The 20,774-nt window shown below is 73.8% G+C and carries 16 protein-coding genes; 9 read left to right on the forward strand and 7 right to left on the reverse strand.

Annotated features, from left to right (window positions below):
• Window positions 1-398: 398 nt before the first annotated feature.
• Entirely contained in the window at window positions 399-2,864 is a 2,466-nt protein-coding gene (locus tag ACGF7U_RS01335) for a DEAD/DEAH box helicase (protein WP_393102893.1), read from the reverse strand.
• A gap of 189 nt (window positions 2,865-3,053) precedes the next feature.
• Between ACGF7U_RS01335 and ACGF7U_RS01340 the strand changes: the two genes are divergently transcribed.
• From ACGF7U_RS01340 to topA, 6 genes are all read left to right on the forward strand, one after another.
• Window positions 3,054-3,410 (forward strand): STAS domain-containing protein, encoded by a 357-nt coding sequence (locus tag ACGF7U_RS01340; protein WP_091099109.1) that lies wholly within the window; start codon window positions 3,054-3,056, stop codon window positions 3,408-3,410.
• Window positions 3,410-3,844, forward strand: coding sequence for an ATP-binding protein (locus ACGF7U_RS01345; RefSeq protein ID WP_393102088.1), 435 nt, complete (start codon window positions 3,410-3,412; stop codon window positions 3,842-3,844). Before ACGF7U_RS01340 ends, ACGF7U_RS01345 begins: the two co-directional genes overlap by 1 nt.
• Before the next feature lie 380 nt (window positions 3,845-4,224).
• Window positions 4,225-6,579 (forward strand): sodium-translocating pyrophosphatase, encoded by a 2,355-nt coding sequence (locus tag ACGF7U_RS01350; protein ID WP_393102089.1) that lies wholly within the window; start codon window positions 4,225-4,227, stop codon window positions 6,577-6,579.
• 112 nt (window positions 6,580-6,691) lie between these two features.
• Window positions 6,692-7,234: a hypothetical protein gene (locus ACGF7U_RS01355; RefSeq protein ID WP_393102090.1), complete on the forward strand. Its 543-nt coding sequence runs from the start codon at window positions 6,692-6,694 to the stop codon at window positions 7,232-7,234.
• Complete coding sequence (locus tag ACGF7U_RS01360; protein ID WP_393102091.1) at window positions 7,225-7,938, forward strand: hypothetical protein; 714 nt, start codon at window positions 7,225-7,227, stop codon at window positions 7,936-7,938. The genes ACGF7U_RS01355 and ACGF7U_RS01360 overlap by 10 nt, the downstream gene beginning before the upstream one ends.
• A 330-nt stretch (window positions 7,939-8,268) precedes the next feature.
• On the forward strand, window positions 8,269-11,112 hold the full coding sequence (topA, locus tag ACGF7U_RS01365) for a type I DNA topoisomerase (protein WP_393102092.1): 2,844 nt from the start codon (window positions 8,269-8,271) through the stop codon (window positions 11,110-11,112).
• Window positions 11,113-11,205: 93 nt separating this feature from the next.
• On the opposite strand, the gene ACGF7U_RS01370 is transcribed toward topA, so the two are convergent.
• Window positions 11,206-11,880, reverse strand: a complete 675-nt coding sequence (locus ACGF7U_RS01370) for a DUF559 domain-containing protein (protein ID WP_393102093.1) — start codon at window positions 11,878-11,880, stop codon at window positions 11,206-11,208.
• Window positions 11,881-12,171: 291 nt separating this feature from the next.
• Window positions 12,172-13,488, reverse strand: coding sequence for a D-arabinono-1,4-lactone oxidase (locus ACGF7U_RS01375; protein WP_393102094.1), 1,317 nt, complete (start codon window positions 13,486-13,488; stop codon window positions 12,172-12,174).
• Window positions 13,489-13,713: 225 nt separating this feature from the next.
• Here ACGF7U_RS01375 and ACGF7U_RS01380 point away from each other — a divergent pair, with 225 nt between their 5' ends.
• Window positions 13,714-14,289, forward strand: coding sequence for a TetR family transcriptional regulator (locus tag ACGF7U_RS01380; RefSeq protein ID WP_393102895.1), 576 nt, complete (start codon window positions 13,714-13,716; stop codon window positions 14,287-14,289).
• 94 nt (window positions 14,290-14,383) lie between these two features.
• Here the strand turns inward: ACGF7U_RS01380 and ACGF7U_RS01385 are convergent, their stop codons facing one another.
• From ACGF7U_RS01385 to ACGF7U_RS01400, 4 genes are all read right to left on the reverse strand, one after another.
• Window positions 14,384-14,779: a hypothetical protein gene (locus ACGF7U_RS01385; RefSeq protein ID WP_393102095.1), complete on the reverse strand. Its 396-nt coding sequence runs from the start codon at window positions 14,777-14,779 to the stop codon at window positions 14,384-14,386.
• The gene (locus tag ACGF7U_RS01390; RefSeq protein WP_393102096.1) at window positions 14,776-15,318 is read right to left on the reverse strand and encodes a SigE family RNA polymerase sigma factor; all 543 of its coding nucleotides are present in this window, start codon (window positions 15,316-15,318) and stop codon (window positions 14,776-14,778) included. Before ACGF7U_RS01390 ends, ACGF7U_RS01385 begins: the two co-directional genes overlap by 4 nt.
• A gap of 96 nt (window positions 15,319-15,414) precedes the next feature.
• Window positions 15,415-15,750, reverse strand: coding sequence for a hypothetical protein (locus ACGF7U_RS01395; RefSeq protein WP_393102097.1), 336 nt, complete (start codon window positions 15,748-15,750; stop codon window positions 15,415-15,417).
• A 136-nt stretch (window positions 15,751-15,886) separates the two neighbouring features.
• On the reverse strand, window positions 15,887-17,095 hold the full coding sequence (locus ACGF7U_RS01400; protein ID WP_393102098.1) for an alanine racemase: 1,209 nt from the start codon (window positions 17,093-17,095) through the stop codon (window positions 15,887-15,889).
• 295 nt (window positions 17,096-17,390) lie between these two features.
• Here ACGF7U_RS01400 and tmk point away from each other — a divergent pair, with 295 nt between their 5' ends.
• Window positions 17,391-19,490, forward strand: coding sequence for a dTMP kinase (tmk, locus tag ACGF7U_RS01405; protein ID WP_393102897.1), 2,100 nt, complete (start codon window positions 17,391-17,393; stop codon window positions 19,488-19,490).
• Entirely contained in the window at window positions 19,490-20,755 is a 1,266-nt protein-coding gene (locus tag ACGF7U_RS01410; protein WP_393102099.1) for a DNA polymerase III subunit delta', read from the forward strand. The genes tmk and ACGF7U_RS01410 overlap by 1 nt, the downstream gene beginning before the upstream one ends.
• The last annotated feature ends 19 nt before the right edge of the window (window positions 20,756-20,774 follow it).

Here is a 20,774-nt window from a genome sequence, read left to right on the forward strand (position 1 = left end):
CACCGCCGGTGGTTCTATGCCTGCTTCCCGCCGCGCGGGACCCGCCATCCGGCCGCAACCCCACGCCGGACCGCACCGCCACGAGCCCAGCGCGCCAGGGCGGCAGTGGCGCGAGCCGCCAGCGCCACCGCGAGCCGCAGCACCCCAGCGCGGCGGACGTCAGCGGCACCGCGAGCCGCAGCACGGCAGGGCGGCGGCGCGGGCCGCCAGCGCCACCGCGAGCCGCAGCACCGCAGGGCGGCGGCCGTCAGCGGCACCGCGAGCCGCAGCACGGCAGGGCGGCGGCGCGGGCCGCCAGCGCCACCACGGGTCGCCGCAGGGCAGGGCGGCGGTGCGTGCCGTCAGCGCCGCCACGGGTCGCCGCACCGCCGGATCGGCAGCAACCGTGCGACAGGCTCTCAGTCCCGGACGGCGCCGCCCGGGACGGCGGTAGCAGCATCCGCTGCCGGGCGGGGCGCCGGTATGCCGTCGGGCAGGTTGGCCAGCACCACGTCCAGCACCTTGACGGCGTCCGGCTTGGACAGCGGATTGTTGCCGTTGCCGCACTTCGGGGACTGCACGCAGGACGGGCAGCCCGCCTCGCAGCCGCACTCGGCGATCGCGGCCCGGGTGGCCCGCAGCCAGGCCGCCGCCGTCCCGTACGCGCGCTCCGCGAAGCCCGCCCCGCCCGGGTGCCCGTCGTAGACGAAGACCGTCGGCGCCTCGGTGTCCGGGTGCGCCGCCGTGGAGAGCCCGCCGATGTCCCAGCGGTCGCAGGTGGCGGTGAGCGGCAGCAGCCCGATCGCGGCGTGCTCGGCGGCGTGCAGCGCGCCCGGCACGTCGGCCGGTTCCACGCCGGCGGCCGTCAGGGACTGCGGCGACAGGGTGAACCAGACCGCCACCGTGCGCAGCTCCCGGGCCGGCAGGTCCAGCGGGCGGGTGTCGATGACCTCGCCGGTGGCGATCCGCCGCCGCTGGTACGACACCACCTGGCTGGTCACGTCGACCTCGCCGAGGAAGAGGCCGACCGGCCCGGCGTCCACGTACGAGCGGACCGACACCACCGACAGCGAGGTCACGTCGCGGGCGTGGGTCGACCAGTCCGGCTCCTCGGGGTGCACCAGCGCGCACCCGTCGGCCAGGTCGAGGGAGTCGACCACGTACGAGACGCCCTGGTGCAGGTAGACCGCGCCGGGGTGGAGCAGGAAGTGCGACGAGCCGCCGTCGACGGTGCCGAGCAACCGCCCGGTCGCCGCCTCCACCACGCACACGGGCGCGCCACCCTCGCCCCGCAGGTCGACCTCAGGCCGCTCCCGGTGCCGCCAGTACCAGCCGGTCGGCCGCTGCCGCAGCGCCCCCGCCGCCACGAGCTGGTCCACCGCCTCCTTGGCCCCGTCGCCGAAGAGTTCCAGGTCGGCCGGGGTCAGCGGCGCCTCGACCGCCGCGCAGGCGAGCTGCGGGGCCAGCACGTACGGGTTGGCCGGGTCGAGCACGGTCGCCTCCACCGGCCGCCCGAACAGCGCCTCGGGGTGGTGCACGAGATAGGTGTCGAGCGGGTCGTCCCGGGCGACCAGCACGGCGAGCGCCTCCTGCCCGGAACGCCCTGCCCGGCCGGCCTGCTGCCAGAGCGAGGCGCGGGTGCCCGGGTAGCCGCAGATCAGCACCGCGTCGAGCCCGATCAGGTCGACGCCCAGCTCCAGCGCGTTGGTCGAGGCCAGCCCGAGCAGGTCGCCGTGCAGCAGCGCCCGCTCCAACTCGCGCCGCTCCTCGCGCAGGTAGCCGGCCCGGTAGGCGGCCACCCGGTCGCCGAGGCCGGGCACCGCCTCGTCGAGGGCGCGGCGGGCGTTCGCCGCGACCACCTCCGCGCCGCGCCGGGACCGCACGAACGCCAGCGTGCGTACCCCCTCGGCGACCGTGTCGGCGAGCAGGTCGGCCGTCTCCCGCAGCGCGGACCGGCGGACCTGGGTGAGGTCCGCGGCCGGGTCCGCGGCGGAGTCCGGCGGCAGCAGCGGCGGCTCCCAGAGCGCGAAGGTCACCCCGCCGCGCGGCGAGGTGTCCTCGGTGACGGCGGCCACCGGCAGCCCGGTGAGCCGCCCGGCCGCCGCCGCCGGGTCGCCCGACGTGGCCGAGGCCAGCACGAACACGGGGGTACGCCCGAACCGGGCGCACTGCCGCCGCAGCCGGCGCAGCACGTGCGCGACGTGCGAGCCGAAGACCCCGCGGTAGGTGTGGCACTCGTCGATCACCACGTACGCGAGCCGGCGCAGGAACCCCGACCACTGGGCGTGCCCGGGCAGGATGCCGTGGTGCAGCATGTCCGGGTTGGTCAGCACGAACCGGGAGTGCCGCCGGATCCACTCGCGTTCGGCGCGCGGGGTGTCCCCGTCGTAGCAGGCGGGGCGTACCCCCTCCAGCTCCAGCGCGGCGACGGCGCGCAACTGGTCGGCGGCGAGCGCCTTCGTCGGCGCCAGGTAGAGCACGGTGGCCCGGGGATCGGCGAGCAGGGTGGCCAGCGCCGGGAGCTGGTAGGCCAGGGACTTGCCGGACGCGGTGCCCGTGGCCACCACCACGTGCCGGCCGTCGTGCGCCAGGGTGGCGGCCTCGGCCTGGTGCCGCCAGGGCGCGACCACGCCGCGCCGGGCGAATGCCGCGCGCAGCTCGTCCGGCGTCCAGTACGGCCACGGGGCGGGCTCACCGGCGCGGGCCGGCACCCGTTCGACGTGGGTGACCGGATCGGCGCCGCTGCGGGCGCGCAGCCGGCCCAGCAGGTCGGCCGGGGATCGACCGGGGCCGGCGCCCGCGGATACGGTGGCCGCGGACGACGGCTTCGGGTCGTGGCGCGGCGTGGGGTGCGCCGAACCGGAGTCGTCGGACGACGGCTTCAGGTCGCGGCGCGGCGCCAGACGCGCCGAACTGAAGTCGTCGGAGGTCACGTCCTGCACTCTCGCACTGGTGTTCGGAGATGAAAAGCCGGGGCCCGGGGTAAAGGGATGCCTTCGCCGGTGAGCAGAGCCGGTAACCGGCGGGATGGTTAGATGCCCAGGAGAGTTTACGGCTCTTGCGAGGGAGGACCGATGGAGCTGTCGCTGGCGACCCGCACCGTGGGCGAGCACACGGTGCTCGAGGTCGGCGGTGAGGTGGACGTCTACACCGCCCCCCGGCTGCGGGAACGGCTCCTCGAACTGATCGACGGCGGGGCCCGCCACGTCGTGGTCGACCTCGGTCGGGTGGACTTCCTCGACTCCACCGGCCTGGGCGTGCTGGTGGGCGCGCTCAAGCGGCTGCGCTCGGCCGGCGGTTCGTTCGCCCTGGTCTGCGACAAGGAGCCGCTGCTCAAGATCTTCCGGATCACCGCGCTCGACCAGGTCTTCCCGCTGCACCCCACGGTCGACGCGGCGATCGGCGCGGGCCCGGCCGGCGCTGGCGCGTGATGGCCACGGTCCGGCTCTCCTTCTCGCCGGCTCCGGTGCACGTGCGCACCGCGCGCCTGGTCGGCGTGGCGGTCGCCCGGCGGGCCGGGGTCCGCGAGGACCTGCTCGACGAGGTGCGGCTGGCCATCGGTGAGGCGTGCACGCGCGCGGTCGCCCTGCACCGGCAGTACGGCGTGTCCGACCCGGTGCTCGTGGAGATGTCCGACGCCGGGGCGTACGCGGTGCGGGTCGTCGACCGTGCGCCGATCGAGGCCGGCCTCGGGCTGGCCGCGCTGGACGCCGACCAGCTCGCCAACGAGTCGCTCAACGAGGACGACCTCACCACCGGCGTCGGGTTCGCGCTGCTCGCCGGTTTCGTGGAGGACCTCCAGGTCCGCCCGGTCGACGAGGGCATCGGCACCGAGGTGCGGATGGTCTGGCCCGTCGGCCGCTGAGACCGCGTCCGCCACAACCCCGTGCGGGGCCGAACCGATTCGCCATCCGCCCTCCCGTGAGGGCGTCGCACGCCGTCAGGCCGCGTCCCAACAGGGGACGCGGCCTCCTTGTCATGGACGGACCCCTATATCAGATTTTTGCTCATAACACAGCGACGAAGATCATCGGGACACGGTGCCCCCTCGGTGTGACCTCCGACACTGGGGAGGGCTACAGTACGCGGGTTGTCAGCAAGTGATCGCATCCCGCAACCAGCGGGAACGGTGTTCATCGCTGGTCCGCCGGGGTGGGTTGGCGCGCGCTTGCGAAATCCGCATCCAGGCGCCGGGTCGGTGCGTCTCCACCGGCCGGCGCGAGCGTTCGGTACAGGAGGACACAGATGTCCGACACCTTGGCCGCCGAGGGCGGCGGGATCTCCCTCACCGGAAACAACGTCACGTACGTCGTCATCGCCGCGGTGATCGCGCTGGTGGCGCTCGCCTTCGCCGCCGCACTGACGAAGGCCGTACTGGCAGCCGGCAAGGGCACCACCAACATGCAGGAGATCTCCGGCGCGGTCCAGGAGGGCGCCTCGGCCTACCTGCTCCGGCAGTTCCGTACCCTGGCGATCTTCGTCGTCGTCGCCGTGGTGCTGCTCTTCCTGCTGCCGGTGCACGACACCGACGGCAACGAGACGGCGGTGAAGATCGGCCGGTCCGCCTTCTTCGTCATCGGCGCGCTGTTCAGCGCGTTCATCGGCGGCGCCGGCATGTGGCTGGCCACCCGCGCCAACCTGCGGGTCGCCGCCGCCGCCCGCGAGCGGCAGGGCGGCCGCGAGGCCGCCATGAAGATCGCCTTCCGTACCGGCGGCGTGGTCGGCTTCCTCACTGTCGGCCTCGGCCTCTTCGGCGCGGCGCTGGTCGTGCTGTTCTTCCGGGCCGACGCGCCGACCGTGCTGGAGGGCTTCGGCTTCGGCGCCGCGCTGCTCGCCATGTTCATGCGGGTCGGCGGCGGCATCTTCACCAAGGCCGCCGACGTCGGTGCCGACCTGGTCGGCAAGGTCGAGCAGGGCATCCCCGAGGACGACCCGCGCAACGCCGCCACCATCGCCGACAACGTGGGCGACAACGTCGGCGACTGCGCCGGCATGGCCGCCGACCTCTTCGAGTCGTACGCCGTGACCCTGGTCGCCGCGCTGATCCTCGGCCGCGCCGCCTTCGGCGAGCAGGGCCTGGTCTTCCCGCTGATCATCTCCACCATCGGCGTGCTCGTCGCGATCATCGGCGTCTTCATCACCCGGCTGCGCGCCTCCGACCGCAGCGGCCTGACCGCCATCAACCGGGCCTTCTACATCTCCGCGCTGCTCTCCGCGGTGCTGGTCGCGATCGCCACGTACGCGTACCTGCCGGCCACCTTCGGCGAGCTGGAGGGCGGGCTGACCGACGTCGACGAGAACCCGCGGGTGGTCGCGATCGGCGCGGTCGTCATCGGCATCGTCCTGGCCGCCGCGATCCAGGCGCTGACCGGCTACTTCACCGAGACGAACCGGCGCCCGGTGCAGGACATCGGCAAGAGCTCGCAGACCGGCCCCGCCACCGTCATCCTCGCCGGCATCAGCGTCGGCCTGGAGTCGGCGGTCTACTCGGCACTGCTGATCGGCGCCGGCGTGTTCGGCGCGTTCCTGCTCGGCGGCAGCTCCATCACGCTCTCGCTGTTCGCCGTGGCGCTGGCCGGCACCGGCCTGCTCACCACCGTCGGCGTGATCGTCGCGATGGACACGTTCGGCCCGATCTCCGACAACGCCCAGGGCGTGGCGGAGATGTCCGGCGACATCGACGAGCACGGCGCGCGGACGCTGACCGAGCTGGACGCCGTCGGCAACACCACCAAGGCGATCACCAAGGGCATCGCGATCGCCACGGCGGTGCTCGCCGCGACCGCGCTCTTCGGCTCCTACACCGACACCCTGCGCACCGCGTACTCGGACGCCGGGGTGGGCGACGTCGGCGCCGAGATCCTCAACTCGCTGAACGTGGCGAACCCGCGCAACCTGGTCGGTCTGATCATCGGCGCGGCGGTGGTCTTCCTCTTCTCCGGGCTGGCCATCAACGCGGTCTCCCGCTCGGCCGGCGCGGTCGTGATGGAGGTCCGCCGGCAGTTCCGCGAGCTGCCCGGGATCATGGACCGCACCCAGCGCCCCGAGTACGGCAAGGTCGTCGACATCTGCACCCGGGACGCGCAGCGCGAGCTGATGACCCCCGGCCTGCTCGCCATCCTCGCGCCGATCGCGGTCGGCTTCGGCCTCGGGCCCGGCGCGCTCGCGGCGTACCTGGCCGGCGCGATCGGGGCCGGCACGCTGATGGCGGTCTTCCTGGCCAACTCCGGCGGCGCCTGGGACAACGCCAAGAAGCTCGTCGAGGACGGCGCGTACGGCGGCAAGGGCTCCGAGGCGCACGCCGCGACGGTCATCGGCGACACCGTCGGCGACCCGTTCAAGGACACCGCCGGCCCGGCGATCAACCCGCTGATCAAGGTGATGAACCTGGTCTCGCTGCTGATCGCGCCGGCCGTGGTGGCCTGGAGCGTGGGCGACGAGCGGAACACGGCCCTGCGGGTGGGGATCGCCGTGGTGGCGACGCTGATCATCGTCGCGGCGGTGGTGTTCAGCAAGCGCAAGGGTGTGGCGATGTCCGACTCGGGCAGCGGCACCGGCGCGGGCAGCGCGGACCAGCGGCCGGAGACGGTGAACGCCTGATCCGTACGGCATCCGGTCCCCGGTCGGCCCGCGTGGTCGGTCGGGGACCGTCCGTGCCGCCCGGCAAACCTGACCGGTGCCCCGGCTCGACAGAGGCCGTACGCTGCTTCGCATGCGCACGTGCCGGGCGACAGCCGCCGGAAAGCTCACGGTGGTCCTGGCCACGCTCGTCCTCGTGGCCGCCGGCTGCGGCGGCGGTCCCAGCCCGCAGGCGTGGGCGGCGTCGGTCTGTTCGGCGCTCACGCCCTGGCGGGCCGAGATCAGCAAGCTGACCAGCAGCACCGACCAGCAGATGACCGCCCAGACCACCCCGGCGCAGGCGAAGGAGAACCTGGTGCGGCTCTTCGGCGGGGCGGAGCAGGCCAGCGAGACCGCCCGGCGCAAGGTCGAGCAGGCCGGCATCCCGGAGACCGAGCACGGCGCGGAGGTCTCCGAGGGCTTCCGGTCCTCCCTGGCGAAGATGCGCGACGCGTACGGCAGGGCCCGGGACACCATCGACGGGCTGAGCACCGGCCAGCCCGCCGCCTTCTACGACGGCGTCCGGGCCGCGGTGGAGACCCTGAACAAGGAGTACGACGCCAGCGCGCTCGACACCAGCCGGCTCAACTCGGAGGAGTTGAAACGGGCCTTCGACGAGGTGCCGGAGTGTCGCTGAGCGGGACCGGTGAGCCGGCCGACGGGCTGACGCCGCCCGCGCTCTTCCCGGCACCCGAGCCGGACCGGGTGGCGCCCACGCCCCGCCGGGTCGCCCCGTCCCCGCCGGCCGACCCCGACGACTCCGCGCGGCAGCTGCCCTTCTTCGCCGCCGACGCGGCGGACCCCTCCCTCGCCGACCTCGCCGGGCTGCTCGCCGGCCCGGGCGAGGTGGTACGGATGGGCGGCACGGCCCGCCTCTCGGTGGTGGTGGACGCCGCCTGGCGCGTGCACGTGCTCGTCGCCGAGCTGGCGCTGCGCGGGGTGGCGGCCACCTGGGAGGCGACCGCCGACGGGCGACACGCGGTGCGCACCTCGTACGCCCGCACGCTGAAGCCGCTCGCGGCGGCCTGGCTGCGCGGCTCCGCCAAGCGCCCGCCCGCCGGGTTCCACCTGAACGGCCGGCGGCTGCGACTCTGGCTGGCCGCGGCGGGGGCCGCCGAGCCGCCCGGCTTCCTGCTCCGGCTCGGCGCGGTGGACGAGGAGTGCTGGGAACCGGTCGGCGGGGCGCTCGCCGCGGTCGGCCTCTCCGGTGCGCTCCTCGGGCCGGCGGAGGGCGGCCCGGCGTACCGGATCACCGGCCGCCGCCGGCTCGCCCGCCTGGCCGAGCTGGTCGGTGACCCGCCGCCCGCCGCCCCGCCGGCGGCCTGGCCCGGTCGCGCCTGACCCGCCCCGCCGGCGCAGGGTGTCCGATCCGGGACAGCCGGACGCGGAAATTCGCAGGAAAACGGCCGGGTGTCGGCTCAACCGAGGGTCCGCCATCGTCACAGTGCCACGCCTGGCGGCACACGCACGGTGTACGGTGGCGCCGTCCGGCACCGCCAGCGCTGCCGGAGAGAAGGTGCTGCCCCGCCGGGGGCGGTTTGCCGCCCGCGAAACCCGAAACGCGGGCGGCGCGTTACGTTGGACATCCGGACCGCCGGGGGCCGGCGGGCCGAAAAGGGCCCGAACCGGGCGCCGCGGCGGCTACGAGCAGGAGTGAGGTCGGGGAGAGACGTGCCGAGCAACGCTGGAACCACCCGTCTGGTCATCGTCGAGTCACCGGCGAAGGCCAAGACGATCTCGGGCTACCTCGGCCCGGGGTACGTCGTGGAGGCCAGCTTCGGCCACGTCCGGGACCTCCCGCGCAACGCCGCCGACGTGCCGGCGAAGTACAAGGGCGAGCCGTGGGCCCGGCTCGGGGTGGACGTCGACAACGGCTTCCACGCCCTCTACGTGGTCTCCGCCGACCGCAAGCAGCAGATCAGCAAGCTGGTGAAGCTGGCCAAGGAGGTCGACGAGATCTTCCTGGCGACGGACGAGGACCGCGAGGGCGAGGCGATCGCCTGGCACCTGGTGGAGACGCTCAAGCCCAAGGTGCCGGTCAAGCGGATGGTCTTCCACGAGATCACCAAGCCGGCGATCCAGGCCGCGGTGGCCAACCCGCGCGAGATCGACCGGGACCTGGTCGACGCCCAGGAGGCCCGCCGCATCCTCGACCGGCTCTACGGCTACGAGGTCTCCCCGGTGCTGTGGAAGAAGGTCATGCCGAAGCTCTCGGCGGGCCGGGTGCAGTCCGTGGCGACCCGGATCGTGGTGGAGCGCGAGCGGCAGCGGATGGCCTTCCGCACGGCGGAATACTGGGACATCCTGGCCACCCTGGCCGTGGCGAACGCCGGCGAGGGGCCGCGGAGCTTCAACGCCACCCTGGTCGCGCTGAACGGCGACCGGATCGCCACCGGCAAGGACTTCGAGCCGACCACCGGGCGGGTGAAGCCCGGCGCCGGCGTGGTGCACCTCGACGAGGGGGGCGCCCGGGGTCTCGCGGCCCGCCTGGAGGGGCGGCCGTTCACCGTCACCCGGGTCGAGGAGAAGCCCTACCGCCGCCGGCCGTACGCGCCGTTCATCACCTCCACGCTCCAGCAGGAGGCGGCCCGCAAGCTGCGGTTCTCGTCGCAGCAGACGATGCGCACCGCGCAGCGACTCTACGAGAACGGCTACATCACCTACATGCGTACGGACTCGGTGAACCTGTCGGAGACCGCCATCGCGGCGGCCCGCCGGCAGATCGTCGAGCTCTACGGCGAGCGCAGCGTGCCGCCGGAGCCGCGCCGCTACACCGGCAAGGTGAAGAACGCGCAGGAGGCGCACGAGGCGATCCGCCCCGCGGGGGACAACTTCCGCACGCCGGGCGACGTGGCCAAGGAGCTGTCGGCCGAGGAGTTCAAGCTCTACGAGCTGATCTGGCGGCGCACCATCGCCTCGCAGATGACCGACGCGGTCGGTTCCAGCGTCTCGGTGCGCATCCGCGCGGTCTCCGCCGCGCAGGAGGAGGCCGACTTCGGCGCGACCGGCAAGACGATCACCGACCCGGGCTTCCTGCGGGCGTACGTGGAGTCGAGCGACGACGAGAACGCCGAGGCCGAGGACGCCGAGCGCCGGCTGCCCACCCTGGTCAAGGACCAGCCCCTCACCGCCGACGAGCTGGCCGCGCAGGGCCACCACACCCAGCCGCCGTCGCGCTACACGGAGGCGTCGCTGGTCAAGGCCCTCGAAGAGCTGGGCATCGGCCGTCCGTCGACGTACGCGTCGATCATGCAGACGATCCAGGACCGCGGCTACGTGACCAAGCGTGGCCAGGCGATGATCCCGACCTTCCTCGCCTTCGCCGTGATCGGGCTGATGGAGCGGCACTACCCGCGCCTTATCGACTACGACTTCACCGCCAGCATGGAGAACGAGCTGGACGAGATCGCCGGCGGTGACCACGCCGCCGTCGACTTCCTCACCGCGTTCTACTTCGGCAGCGCCAACGGCGCCGGCGACCGGGACATCGCCCGCTCCGGCGGGCTGAAGAAGCTGGTCACCGAGAACCTCAGCGACATCGACGCGCGCAGCGTGAACTCGATCCCGCTGTTCACCGACGACGAGGGCCGCGAGGTCGTCGTGCGGGTGGGCCGCTACGGGCCGTACCTCCAGCGGGCGGTGCCGGGTGAGCAGCAGGCGCCCACCGCCGAGGGCGAGGAGGGCGGCGGTCAGGGCGACCGGGCGCCGATCCCCGAGGGGCTGGCGCCGGACGAGCTGACCCCGGAGAAGGTGCACGAGCTGTTCCTCGGCGGCGGGGGCGAGCGCAAGCTCGGCGACGACCCCGCCACCGGCGAGCCGATCCTGCTCAAGTCGGGCCGCTTCGGCCCGTACGTGGCCAGCGGCGAGCGCAAGTCGTCGCTGCTGCGCTCGCAGTCGCCGGACTCGCTCACCTTCGACGAGGCGCTGAAGCTGCTCAGCCTGCCCCGGCTGGTCGGCGTGGCGCCGGACGGCGTCGAGGTGTTCGCGAACAACGGCCGCTACGGTCCGTACGTCAAGCGCGGCGACGAGTTCCGCTCGCTGGACTCCGAAGAGAAGATGTTCACCGTCACGCTGGACGAGGCGCTGGCCCTGCTGGCGGCCCCGAAGACGCGCCAGCGCAAGGCCGCCGCGCCGCCGCTGCGGGAGATGGGCGTCGACCCGCTGACCGAGAAGCCGCTGGTCATCAAGGACGGCCGGTTCGGCCCGTACGTCACGGACGGGGAGACCAACGCGTCGCTGCGGCGCGGCCAGACCCCGGAGGCGCTGAGCATCGAGGAGGCCTCCGAGATGCTCGCCGAGAAGCGGGCGAAGGGGCCGGCGCCGAAGAAGAAGGCCGCCGCGAAGAAGGCGCCCGCCAAGAAGGCCACGGCGACGAAGGCGACGGCGACGAAGAAGACGGCCGCGGCGACCAAGTCCACGGCCGCCAAGAAGACCACGACGGCCAAGGCCACCACGGCGAAGAAGGCCCCGGCCAAGAAGGCGGCCCCCCGCAAGGCCACCACCACCGCCGACTGATCCCGCGACCGTTGTTCGCGCGACGGAAGGATCTTGGTACGTACGTGCCGCTGGAGGGGCCGGTACGTACCAAGATCTCGGGCAGGTGCCACGTCAGCCGGGCCAACCGGCCGCTCGCAGGGCGGTGCGGAGCTGGTCGATGACCGCTTGCGGATCCTGGCGTACCGCCCAGGCGGGGAAGCGGAGCACCCGGTCGCCGTCGATCCACAGGTCGTTTTGCCGACGCATGTCAGCCCAGGCGGTGCTGGGGTCGAGGTGCTGCCCGCCGTCGACCTCCACGTGCACCCGCCACCGTCCGAACCAGACGTCGATGTACCGGCGGCGGCCGGCGGCGTCGCGGCGTACGGCCTGCCGGGTCGGCTCGGGCAGCCCCGCGCGCCGGACCAGCCCGAGGAAGTCGAGTTCGGCCAGGGAGTGCGCGCCGCCCGCGGCATCCGCGGCTGTCTGCCGGATCAGGTCCCGGCGCCGTGCCCGGGGCATCCGGTCCAGGACCCGGTGCAGGTCGTCGCCGCCGACGAGGCGCTGCTGGAAGCCGGCGGCGATGATCGCCCGCGCCTCCTGGTCGGTCGCCGCCCACTGCGCCGCGTCCACCAGCGACCGGGCCGGCATGGTGCGAGGCGGCTGCCCGACGGGCAGCACGTCCTCCTCGCCGAGCAGAGTGGTCCGATGCCGGCGTACGCCGGGCGGCAGGGCGCGGGCCTGGTGCGCGGCCGGCAGGAGCACGTCCACGATCCGGCTGTCGTGACCGCGCAAACCCCAGGCCTGCATAGCCGTGAGCCCGCCGAGCAGCGCGGCCCGGTCCGGCGGCGAGCACCGCGATCCAATGGTGCTGGGCGGGACCGACCGGACCGTTGTGGGCGACGAAGACGGCACGGTGCGCCTGGCGCCAGCGGTGGGTGGCGACCCGGTGCCGGACCGCCTTCGGTGACAGGTGGCGCCGGGCCTGGTCGAGGCTGATCACGCCTTCCGGAACAGCAACCAGGTCAACTCGTCGGCGTCGTCACTCGAACGAGCCCTCGCAGGGGCCGGTTCGCACCAAGATCCGCCTGGGTGGGTGCCTCAGCCGAGGAGCCGGGTGAGGTGGGGGTTGGCGAAGAGGCGGTCGGGGTCGAGGCGGTCGCGGACCGCCAGGAAGTCGGGGAAGCGGGGGTACGCGGGGGCCAGCGACGCGGCGTCGCGCCAGTGCAGCTTGCCCCAGTGCGGGCGGCCCCCGAGGCCCTCGGCGACCTGCTCGAACGCCCGGAAGTACGGCTCGTGGGGCATGCCGACGTACTGGTGGATCGCCACGTACGCCGACTCGCGCCCGTACCCGTGCGAGAGCCAGATGTCGTCGGCGGCGGTGAACCGCACCTCCACCGGGAAGAGCACCTTGAAGGGCAGGCCGTCCACGATCCGCCGGAGCGCGCCGAGCGCCTCGCCGAGCGCCTCGCGCGGCAGCCCGTACTCCATCTCCACGAAGCGGACCCGGCGCGGGGTGCAGAACACCCGGTCCGAGCGGCCGGTGTAGCGGCGTTCGGTGAGGGCCCGGGCGGAGAGCGCGCTGATCCCCGGCGCGAGCGCCGGCACGGCGCGGCCGAGCCGGCAGGCGCCCTCGAAGACGGTGTTCGACAGGAATTCGTCGTCCAGCCAGCCGCGCCACCGGGGCAGCGGCCGGTCGTCGGCGGGCACCCGGTCGTTGGTCTTGACCTGCACCCGGTCGGTGTAGGGGAACCAGTAGAACTCGGCGTGGTCGTGCCCCTCGACCAGCGCCGGCACGTCGGCCAGCACCGCGCCCAGCGGCGCCGGCCGCTCGTGGGCGTGCAGCACGAAGGCGTCCACGCAGCGCAGGGTGACCTCGACCAGCACGCCGACGGCGCCCAGGGAGACCCGGGCGGCGGCGAACACGTCGGGGTGCTCGTCGGCGGAGCAGCGCAGCACCTCGCCGGTGCCGGTGACGAGGGTGAGCGCCTCGACGAACGTCGAGAGACAGCCGTACGCGGCGCCGGTGCCGTGGGTGCCGGTGGAGATCGCGCCGGCGATGGTCTGCGCGTCGATGTCGCCCAGGTTGGGCAGCGCCAGCCCGTGCGCGGCGAGCAGGTCGTTCAGCGCGCGCAGGGTGATCCCGGCCGGTACGGTGACCAGTCGATGATCGACGTCGACGCGTACGCCGGTGTCCAGATCGGTCAGTTCCATCCGCCGTCCGTCGGTGACCGCGACGCCGGTGAAGGAGTGGCCGCTGCCCACCACCCGGATCCGGTCACCGGCCGCAGTGGCGGTGCGTACGGCCTCGGTGACGTCGGCGAGGGAGGTGGGGCGCAGGATGGCCGTGGCGGTGGCGCGTTGGTTGCCGGCCCAGTTGGACCAGGTGGCGGCGGTGGACGGTGCGGTGCCGACCATGCACACTCCTCGACATGAATATGAACTGACTTCATATCAGGAACGTTGTAGCAGGTAAATACCGCAATCGAGGTTTGCTCGTTGTACCGGTAGTCACGAACACGTGACGTGCAGATATGTTCATCCGTCGAAGGGGGGTGGCGCCGAGTGTCCACACCAGCCGCCACAGCCGGGCCGCTGCGCCGCGTACCGGTGCAGGGTCGAAGTGTCGCGCGGGTCCAGCGGATGCTGGACGCCTGCGCCGAACTCGTCGACGAGGTGGGGTACGAGGGGCTGACCACGACCCTGCTCGCCGAGCGTGCCGAGGTGGCGATCGGGTCGGTCTACCAGTTCTTCCCGGACAAGCGGGCGATCGTGCAGGCGCTCACCCTGCGCACGATGGAGTCCTACCTCCAGCGGCTCGACGAGCGGTTCGCCTCCGACGACCTGACCCACTGGTGGGACGGGGTCGACGCGGGCATCGACGAATACATTACGATGCACCGCACCGTTCCGGGATTTCGTACCCTGCACTTCGGCGACGTGGTCGACCTGCACCTGCTCGATGAGCAGCGGGACAACAACGGGGTGATCGCGGACCAGTTGGCCCGGGTGCTCACCGAGCGCTTCGGCCTCACCGACGTCCCCGCCCTGCGGTTCCACCTGGAGATCGCCGTGGAGACGGCCGACGCGCTGATCAAGTTGGCGTTCCGTCGGCAGCCCGAGGGCGACGACCGGGTGCTGGCCGAGGCGAAGGCGCTGATCCGGGACTACCTGCACCGCCAGGTCGACGCCCCGGCCGACGCCGCCCAGCCGGGCTGACCCCCGGGCTCGCCGGCCCGGTTCGCGGGCGGCGGGGCGCGGGACGACCCGGGGTGCGCCGGGCGACGAGGTGTGCGGGACGACCCGGGGTGCGTCAGCGCCGCTGGGATCCTTCAGAGGACCGAGGAGACCCGGCGGTCGAGTCTGGTGATGGAGGGGCTTGCGTCATCGGCGGCGCTGGCGGCGCCTGAGTGTGGATCGGCCCGCCGGTGGGCATCTTCGGCTGCGGGGGCCGCACCGTATCCACCACGGTGGGTGGGGCGCCGGGTGGGGCGGGTGTCGACCGGTCACCGGCGCCGAGCGAGATGCTCAGCAGGACCGGCGTCGCGACTGCGGCCGCGGTAGCTACCACGATGCCGGCCGTCATCGCGCGGCGGCGGCGTCGGGCCTGCTGCCCGGCGGACAGCACGGCGTCGGGTGTCAGCCGCAGCGGCGGCGCGTGCTCGTCGCGCAGTCGGGCGAACGCCACCTGAAGCTCGTCCTCGTTCACGGTCTGACACCTCCTGCCGTGGGGCTGGTCGTCCTCACGACACCCTCCGCCTCCAAGAGCTCCCGCAGCGTGCGCAGGCCGCGCGCGCACTGGCTCTTGACGTTGCCGACGGAGCAGTCAAGTATCCGGGCGGTCTCCTCCACGCTCAGGTCCTCCCAGTAGCGCAGCACGAGGGTGGCTCGCTGCCGCGGTGGCACCTTCGCCAGCGCTGCCCAGAGCAGCATCCGCTGCTCTGGGCCAGGTGCCATAGCTGCCAGAGTCTCCGGAGGCGCGTTCGTCAGCCGCTCGCGGCGCCGCCACAGTTGCCGACGTCCGTTGAGGAAGGTCCGGGTGACGATGCGTTGGACGTACCCGTCGATCGACTCGCTGTGGTCGATGCGGTCCCATGCCAGGTAGAGCTTGATGAAGGAACTTTGTGCCAGATCCTCCGCCTCATGCCAGTCGCCGCACATCAAATAGGCGGTGAAGCGTACCGCTTCTGCGCGGGCCGCGACGTAGTTGCGGAACGCGTCGTCACGGTCGACAGCCGTATCCGTCAAGGGCGAACTCCGCGGTGTCTCAGGGCTTTGGCGACCTCTGCGGTACCGGTGCGGCGGCCAGGGAGTCGGCCGTGCCCGGCCGCCGCACCGGTGCGGCTACCGGTGAGCGCGGCTATCCGAAGAAGCAGGCGGCGCGGTGGTGGTGACCGGGCGGGGCGGTGCGATGGTGGTGGGGATCGGGCCGGGCGGTGCGATGGTGGTGGGGATCGGGCCGGGCGGTGCGATGGTGGTGGGGATCGGGCCGGGCGGCGCGATGGTGGTGGGGATCGGGCCGGGCGGCGCGGCCGGCGGCGCGAGCGTCGATGCCAGCGCGGGCGCTGCCACGGCGGCCGTCGTGGCGGCTGCCAACCCGACGATCGCGAGAATTCTGAGACGCACAGTGCTCTCCTTGTCGAACGAAGGCCCCTGCCATCGGCGGCGGAAGCCCTTCATCGACTACACACAGGCTTCCCCGTGCCGGGTTGCATCGCCTGAAGATCGCTGTCGCGGGCGCTCTCCTGTCCGTGGTCACCGGCAGGATGGTGGCGACCGCTTCGCTGAGACGCCATGGCAGCTCTGCGCCCCAGGTTCAGAGGAAGGCGCAGCCCTCGCCCCGGTAGGTGGGCACGGTGGCCACCACCGCGTCCCCCTCGATCAGGTGTAGCTCGTTGACGTGCTCGCACAGCTCGCCGGCCTTCGCGTGCCGGAACCAGACCCGGTCGCCGACCCGCAGCCCGGCGGCCGCCGCGCCGGCCAGCGGGGTCTGCACCTCGCCTGCCCCCTCGGTGCCGATCAGCTTCAGCCCGCCGGGCAGCCACGGGCGGGGCAGCCGGCTGTCCTCGGCCGGGCCGGAGGCGATCCAGCCGCCGCCGAGCACGGTGGCCAGGCCGGGCGCGGGGCGGCGCACCACCGCGCAGGCGAAGAACGCCGCCGGGGTGGGGCGCCAGGCGCGGTACGCGTCGAACAGCGTCGGCCCGTACAGGCCCGATCCCGCAGTGACCTCGGTGACCGCGGGATCGGCGCTGGTCGCGGCCACGCTGCCGGTGCCGCCGCCGTTGACGAACTCCAGGTCGGCGTGCTCGCGCACGGCGGCCACCGCCGCGGCCCGGCGGGCCAGCAGCTCGCGGTACGACCCGCGCTGGGCCAGCCGGATCGCGGAGCCCAGCACCGCCCGCCCGGGCGGCGCGTCGCCGAGGCCGGCGATCTGCGCCTCGTACGACATCAGCCCGACGAGCCGGAAGCCGGCGCGGCCGGCGACGGTGGCGGCCAGGGCGCCGGCGGCCCGGGCGCTGTGCACCGGTGAGCGGCGCACCCCGACGTGCACCCGCCCGCCCAGCGGTCGCCAGGAGGCGTCCAGGTCGAGGCAGATGCGCAGCTCGGGCCGTCGCCCGGGCGCGCACACCGCGTCGACGAGGTCGAGCTGGTCGGTGCCGTCGACCATCAGCGTGACGGCGGCGGCGAGCGCCGGGTCGGCGGCGAGCTCGGCGAGCGCCCCCCGGTCGGCGGTCGGGTAGGCCACCAGCGCGTCGTCGGTCACACCGGCGCGGACCAGCCAGACGGCCTCGGCCAGGGTGAACGCCATCACGCCGTGCCAGCCGGGCCGCCCGAGCGCCCGGCCGATCAGCTCCCGGGCGCGGACCGACTTGCTGGCGACGCGGAGCGGCTTGCCGGTGGCGCGGTCGGCCAGCGCGGCGGCGTTGCCGTCGAACGCCGCGAGGTCGACCACGGCGTACGGCGGATCGAGGTGCGCGGTCGCCCGGTCGAGGCGTTCACGAAGTTCGTCGCTTTCGGTGGCCACGTCTGCACGCTAACTGTCCGGGAGTCAATGCGAAATACCCTCGCGTATGTCCGGGCTGCGGGCGGTGGTCGCGGCGGCCTAGGCTCGGCGAGCAGGAGAATGTCGCGGCGGGGTTGGTCCCCACCGGGTCTAGAGTGTTCCACCGGGACTGCCCAGCGATGGGCCGGCACGTGGAGGTACGGCCATCGAAAGCCAGTTCAACGGCGAGTCGCCCGGCGTGTCGCCGTCCTCGAACAAGTCCGGCGGCGCCGACCAGCCCGGAGCCGACCCGTCCGGCTACGCGGGCATCCGCTCGGTGCTGCGGATCACCCCGTTCCGGCGGCTCTGGATCGTGCTCGGCGCGGCCTCGTTCGGCGACTGGTTCGGCCTGCTCGCCACCTCCGTCTTCGCCGCCGCCCAGGTCGAGGGGAGCACCGCCAAGGGCGCCGCCTTCGGTGGCGTCATCGCCATCCGGCTGCTGCCGGCGCTGGTGCTCGGCCCGATCGCCGGCGTGCTGGCCGACCGCTTCGACCGGCGCTGGACGATGGTCATCTGCGACGTGCTGCGGTTCCTGCTCTTCGCCTCGATCCCGCTGGTCGCGCTGCTCGGCGCCCCGGGCGGAGTGGTGGTCGGCTGGGCGGCGATCGCCACCTTCCTGATCGAGTCGCTCACGCTGCTGTGGATCCCGGCCAAGGAGGCCGCGGTCCCCAACCTGATCCCGCGCGCCCGGCTGGAGGCCGCCAACCAGCTCACGCTCATCACCACGTACGGCCTCACGCCGGTCCTCGCCGCGCTGATCCTCGCCGCGCTCGACGGCATCGTGCGGGCGGCCACCGGCGGCTCGACGCCGGACTGGGCCGAGCCCGCCCAGCTGGCGCTCTGGTTCAACGCGTTCTCCCGGCTGGCCACCGCGCTGGTGGTGGCGTACGGAATCAAGGAGATCAGCCAGGGGCAGGCCGCCGAGCGGGACCGCGCCGAGCAGAGCATGCTGCGCCAGTTCAAGGAGGGCTGGCGCTACATCGGCCAGACCCCGCTCGTCCGCGGCCTGGTGCTCGGCATCTTCGGCGCCTTCGCCGGCGGCGGCATCGTGATCGGCACCGCCAAGTTCTTCGCCACCTCGCTGGGCGCCGGCGACGCGGCCTTCTACCTGCTCTTCGGCGCCATCTTCATCGGCCTGGCCCTCGGCATCGGGCTCGGGCCGATGATCGTCAAGGACATGTCCCGGCGGCGCTGGTTCGGCATGAGCATCGTGCTGGCCAGCGCCTCGGTGATGGCTCTGGCCTTCGCCATCCACCTGTCGATGGCGATGGTCGGCGCGATCCTGGTCGGCGCGGGCGCCGGCATGGCGTTCCTCTCCGGCACCACCCTGCTCGGCGGGGAGATCGCCGACGAGGTGCGGGGCCGGGTCTTCGCGGTGGTGCAGATCGGCACCCGGCTGGTGCTGATCCTCGCGATCGGCCTGAGCAGCCTGCTCGCCGGCGTCGGCGGCTCGCGCCGGCTGGAACTCGCCGACCTCGGCGTCTCGATCTCGTCCACCCGGCTGCTGCTGCTCGCCGCCGGCGCCGCCGGCATCTTCGCCGGGATCAGCGCGTTCGGGCAGATGGACGACAAGAAGGGCGTCCCCGTCCTGGCCGACCTCTGGGGCTCGATCCGGGGTCGTCCGCTGATGCCGGCCGAGCCGTTCGTCTCCGCCGGCCTCTTCGTGGTCTTCGAGGGCGGCGAGGGCGCCGGCAAGTCCACCCAGCTCGCCGCGCTCGCCGAGCGGCTGCGCGGGCAGGGGCGCGACGTCATCGTCACCCGTGAGCCGGGCGCCACCGCCATCGGCGAGCGGATCCGGTCGCTGCTGCTCGGCGCGCCCGGGTCCGACGTGCCGTCGCCGCGCGCCGAGGCGCTGCTCTACGCCGCCGACCGGGCCCACCACGTGGCCACCGTCGTCCGGCCGGCGCTCGTCCGGGGCGCGGTGGTGATCAGTGACCGCTACGTCGACTCGTCCCTGGCGTACCAGGGGGCGGGGCGGACGCTCCCCGTGGACGAGGTCTCCTGGCTCTCCTCCTGGGCCACCGGTGGGCTCAAGCCCGACCTGGTGGTGCTGCTGGACGTCGAGCCGGGCACCGGCCTGTCCCGGGTCGCGGCCCGCACCGAGGCGGCCGACCACGTCGAGGCCGAGTCGGTCGCCTTCCACGAGCGGGTTCGCTACGCCTTCCTCGACCTCGCCGCCGCCGACCCGAAGCGCTACCTGGTGCTCGACGCGTCCCGCCCGGTCGAGGAGATCGCCGAGCGGGTGGCCCGCCGGGTCGAGGACATGCTCGGTGCCCCCGGCGGCATCGTGCACCCGCGCCCCGCGCAGGGGCCGGACACCTCGGTGCAGCCGGAGTTATCCGAATCGGAGCTGGTGACGATGGAGCATCGGACCTGATGCCGGACGTCTTCGCCGACCTGGTCGGGCAGGACGAGGCGGTCGAGACGCTGCGCCGCGCCGCCGCCTCGGCGGCCGCCGTGCTGCGCGCCGCCGCCGTCCCGCCCGCGACCGAAGCCGCCGGGGACGAGTTCGACGCGACCGCCGAGGAGGGCGCGGGGGCGGGAGCCGTCGATCCCGGGGCGGGCATGACGCACGCCTGGATCTTCACCGGGCCGCCCGGGTCGGGCCGGTCGGTGGCGGCCCGCGCCTTCGCCGCCGCCCTCCAGTGCGCGTACGGCACCGGCTGCGGCGAGTGCCCCGGCTGCCACACCACGATGACCGGCACCCACGCCGACGTCCGGCTGGTGGTGCCGGAAGGGCTCTCCATCGGCGTCAACGAGATGCGGGCGCTGGTGCTGCGCGCCGCCAGCACCCCGTCGGGCGGGCGCTGGCAGGTGGTGGTCATCTCCGACGCGGACCGGCTCACCGAGGCCGCCGGCAACGCGCTGCTCAAGGCCATCGAGGAGCCGCCGCCGCGTACGGTCTTCCTGCTCTGCGCCCCGTCCACCCACCCGGACGACATCTCGGTCACCATCCGGTCGCGCTGTCGGGTCGTACCGCTGCGGCAGCCGGCGGCCGACGCGGTGGCCGAGGTGCTGGTCCGTCGGGACGGCGTGACGCCCGACGTGGCGCAGTGGGCGGCGGCGGCCGCGCAGGGGCACGTGGGCCGGGCCCGCCGCCTGGCCCGCGACCCGGAGGCGCGCAAACGTCGGGAGGCCGTGCTCGCCGTGCCGCGCCGGCTGACCGGTGTGGGCGCCGCGTTCGACGCGGCGTCGGCGCTGATCGAGGCGGCCGAGGCCGAGGCGGCGGCGTCGGTGGCGGAGACCGACGCGACCGAGCGGGCGGCGCTGGAGACCGCGCTGGGCGCGGGCGGCACCGGGCGGGGCGCGGCCGGCGCGATGCGGGGCGCCGCCGGGCAGCTCAAGGACCTGGAGAAGCGGCAGAAGTCGCGGGCCACCCGGGCGCAGCGGGACGCGCTGGACCGCGCCCTGGTCGACCTGGCGGGCTTCTACCGGGACGCGCTCACCATGGCGCTGCGCGCTCCCGTGGCGCCGGTGCACACGGACACCGCCGCGCTGGCCGAGGCGGGCGCCCAGAAGTGGGACGCCGAGGGGGCGCTGCGCCGCCTGGAGGCGGTGCTGGAGTGCCGGGCGGCGATCGAGGCGAACGTCAAGCCCCGGATCGCCGTCGAGGCGATGATGCTCTCGCTCTGGAAGGGCTGATCCCGCCGGCCCCGGTCGG

Source organism: Micromonospora sp. NPDC047670, assembly GCF_043204915.1.
Classification (GTDB): Bacteria; Actinomycetota; Actinomycetes; order Mycobacteriales; family Micromonosporaceae; genus Micromonospora.

Excerpts from the sequence above, each read along its gene's own strand:
- ACGF7U_RS01370 (WP_393102093.1), bottom strand. The coding sequence starts at position 11,880 with ATGCAGGCCTGGGGTTTGCGCGGTCACGACAGCCGGATCGTGGACGTG.
- ACGF7U_RS01350 (WP_393102089.1), top strand. The coding sequence starts at position 4,225 with ATGTCCGACACCTTGGCCGCCGAGGGCGGCGGGATCTCCCTCACCGGA.
- ACGF7U_RS01340 (WP_091099109.1), top strand. The coding sequence starts at position 3,054 with ATGGAGCTGTCGCTGGCGACCCGCACCGTGGGCGAGCACACGGTGCTC.
- ACGF7U_RS01345 (WP_393102088.1), top strand. The coding sequence starts at position 3,410 with ATGGCCACGGTCCGGCTCTCCTTCTCGCCGGCTCCGGTGCACGTGCGC.
- ACGF7U_RS01395 (WP_393102097.1), bottom strand. The coding sequence starts at position 15,750 with ATGAAGGGCTTCCGCCGCCGATGGCAGGGGCCTTCGTTCGACAAGGAG.
- ACGF7U_RS01375 (WP_393102094.1), bottom strand. The coding sequence starts at position 13,488 with ATGGTCGGCACCGCACCGTCCACCGCCGCCACCTGGTCCAACTGGGCC.
- ACGF7U_RS01410 (WP_393102099.1), top strand. The coding sequence starts at position 19,490 with ATGCCGGACGTCTTCGCCGACCTGGTCGGGCAGGACGAGGCGGTCGAG.
- ACGF7U_RS01355 (WP_393102090.1), top strand. The coding sequence starts at position 6,692 with ATGCGCACGTGCCGGGCGACAGCCGCCGGAAAGCTCACGGTGGTCCTG.
- ACGF7U_RS01380 (WP_393102895.1), top strand. The coding sequence starts at position 13,714 with ATGCTGGACGCCTGCGCCGAACTCGTCGACGAGGTGGGGTACGAGGGG.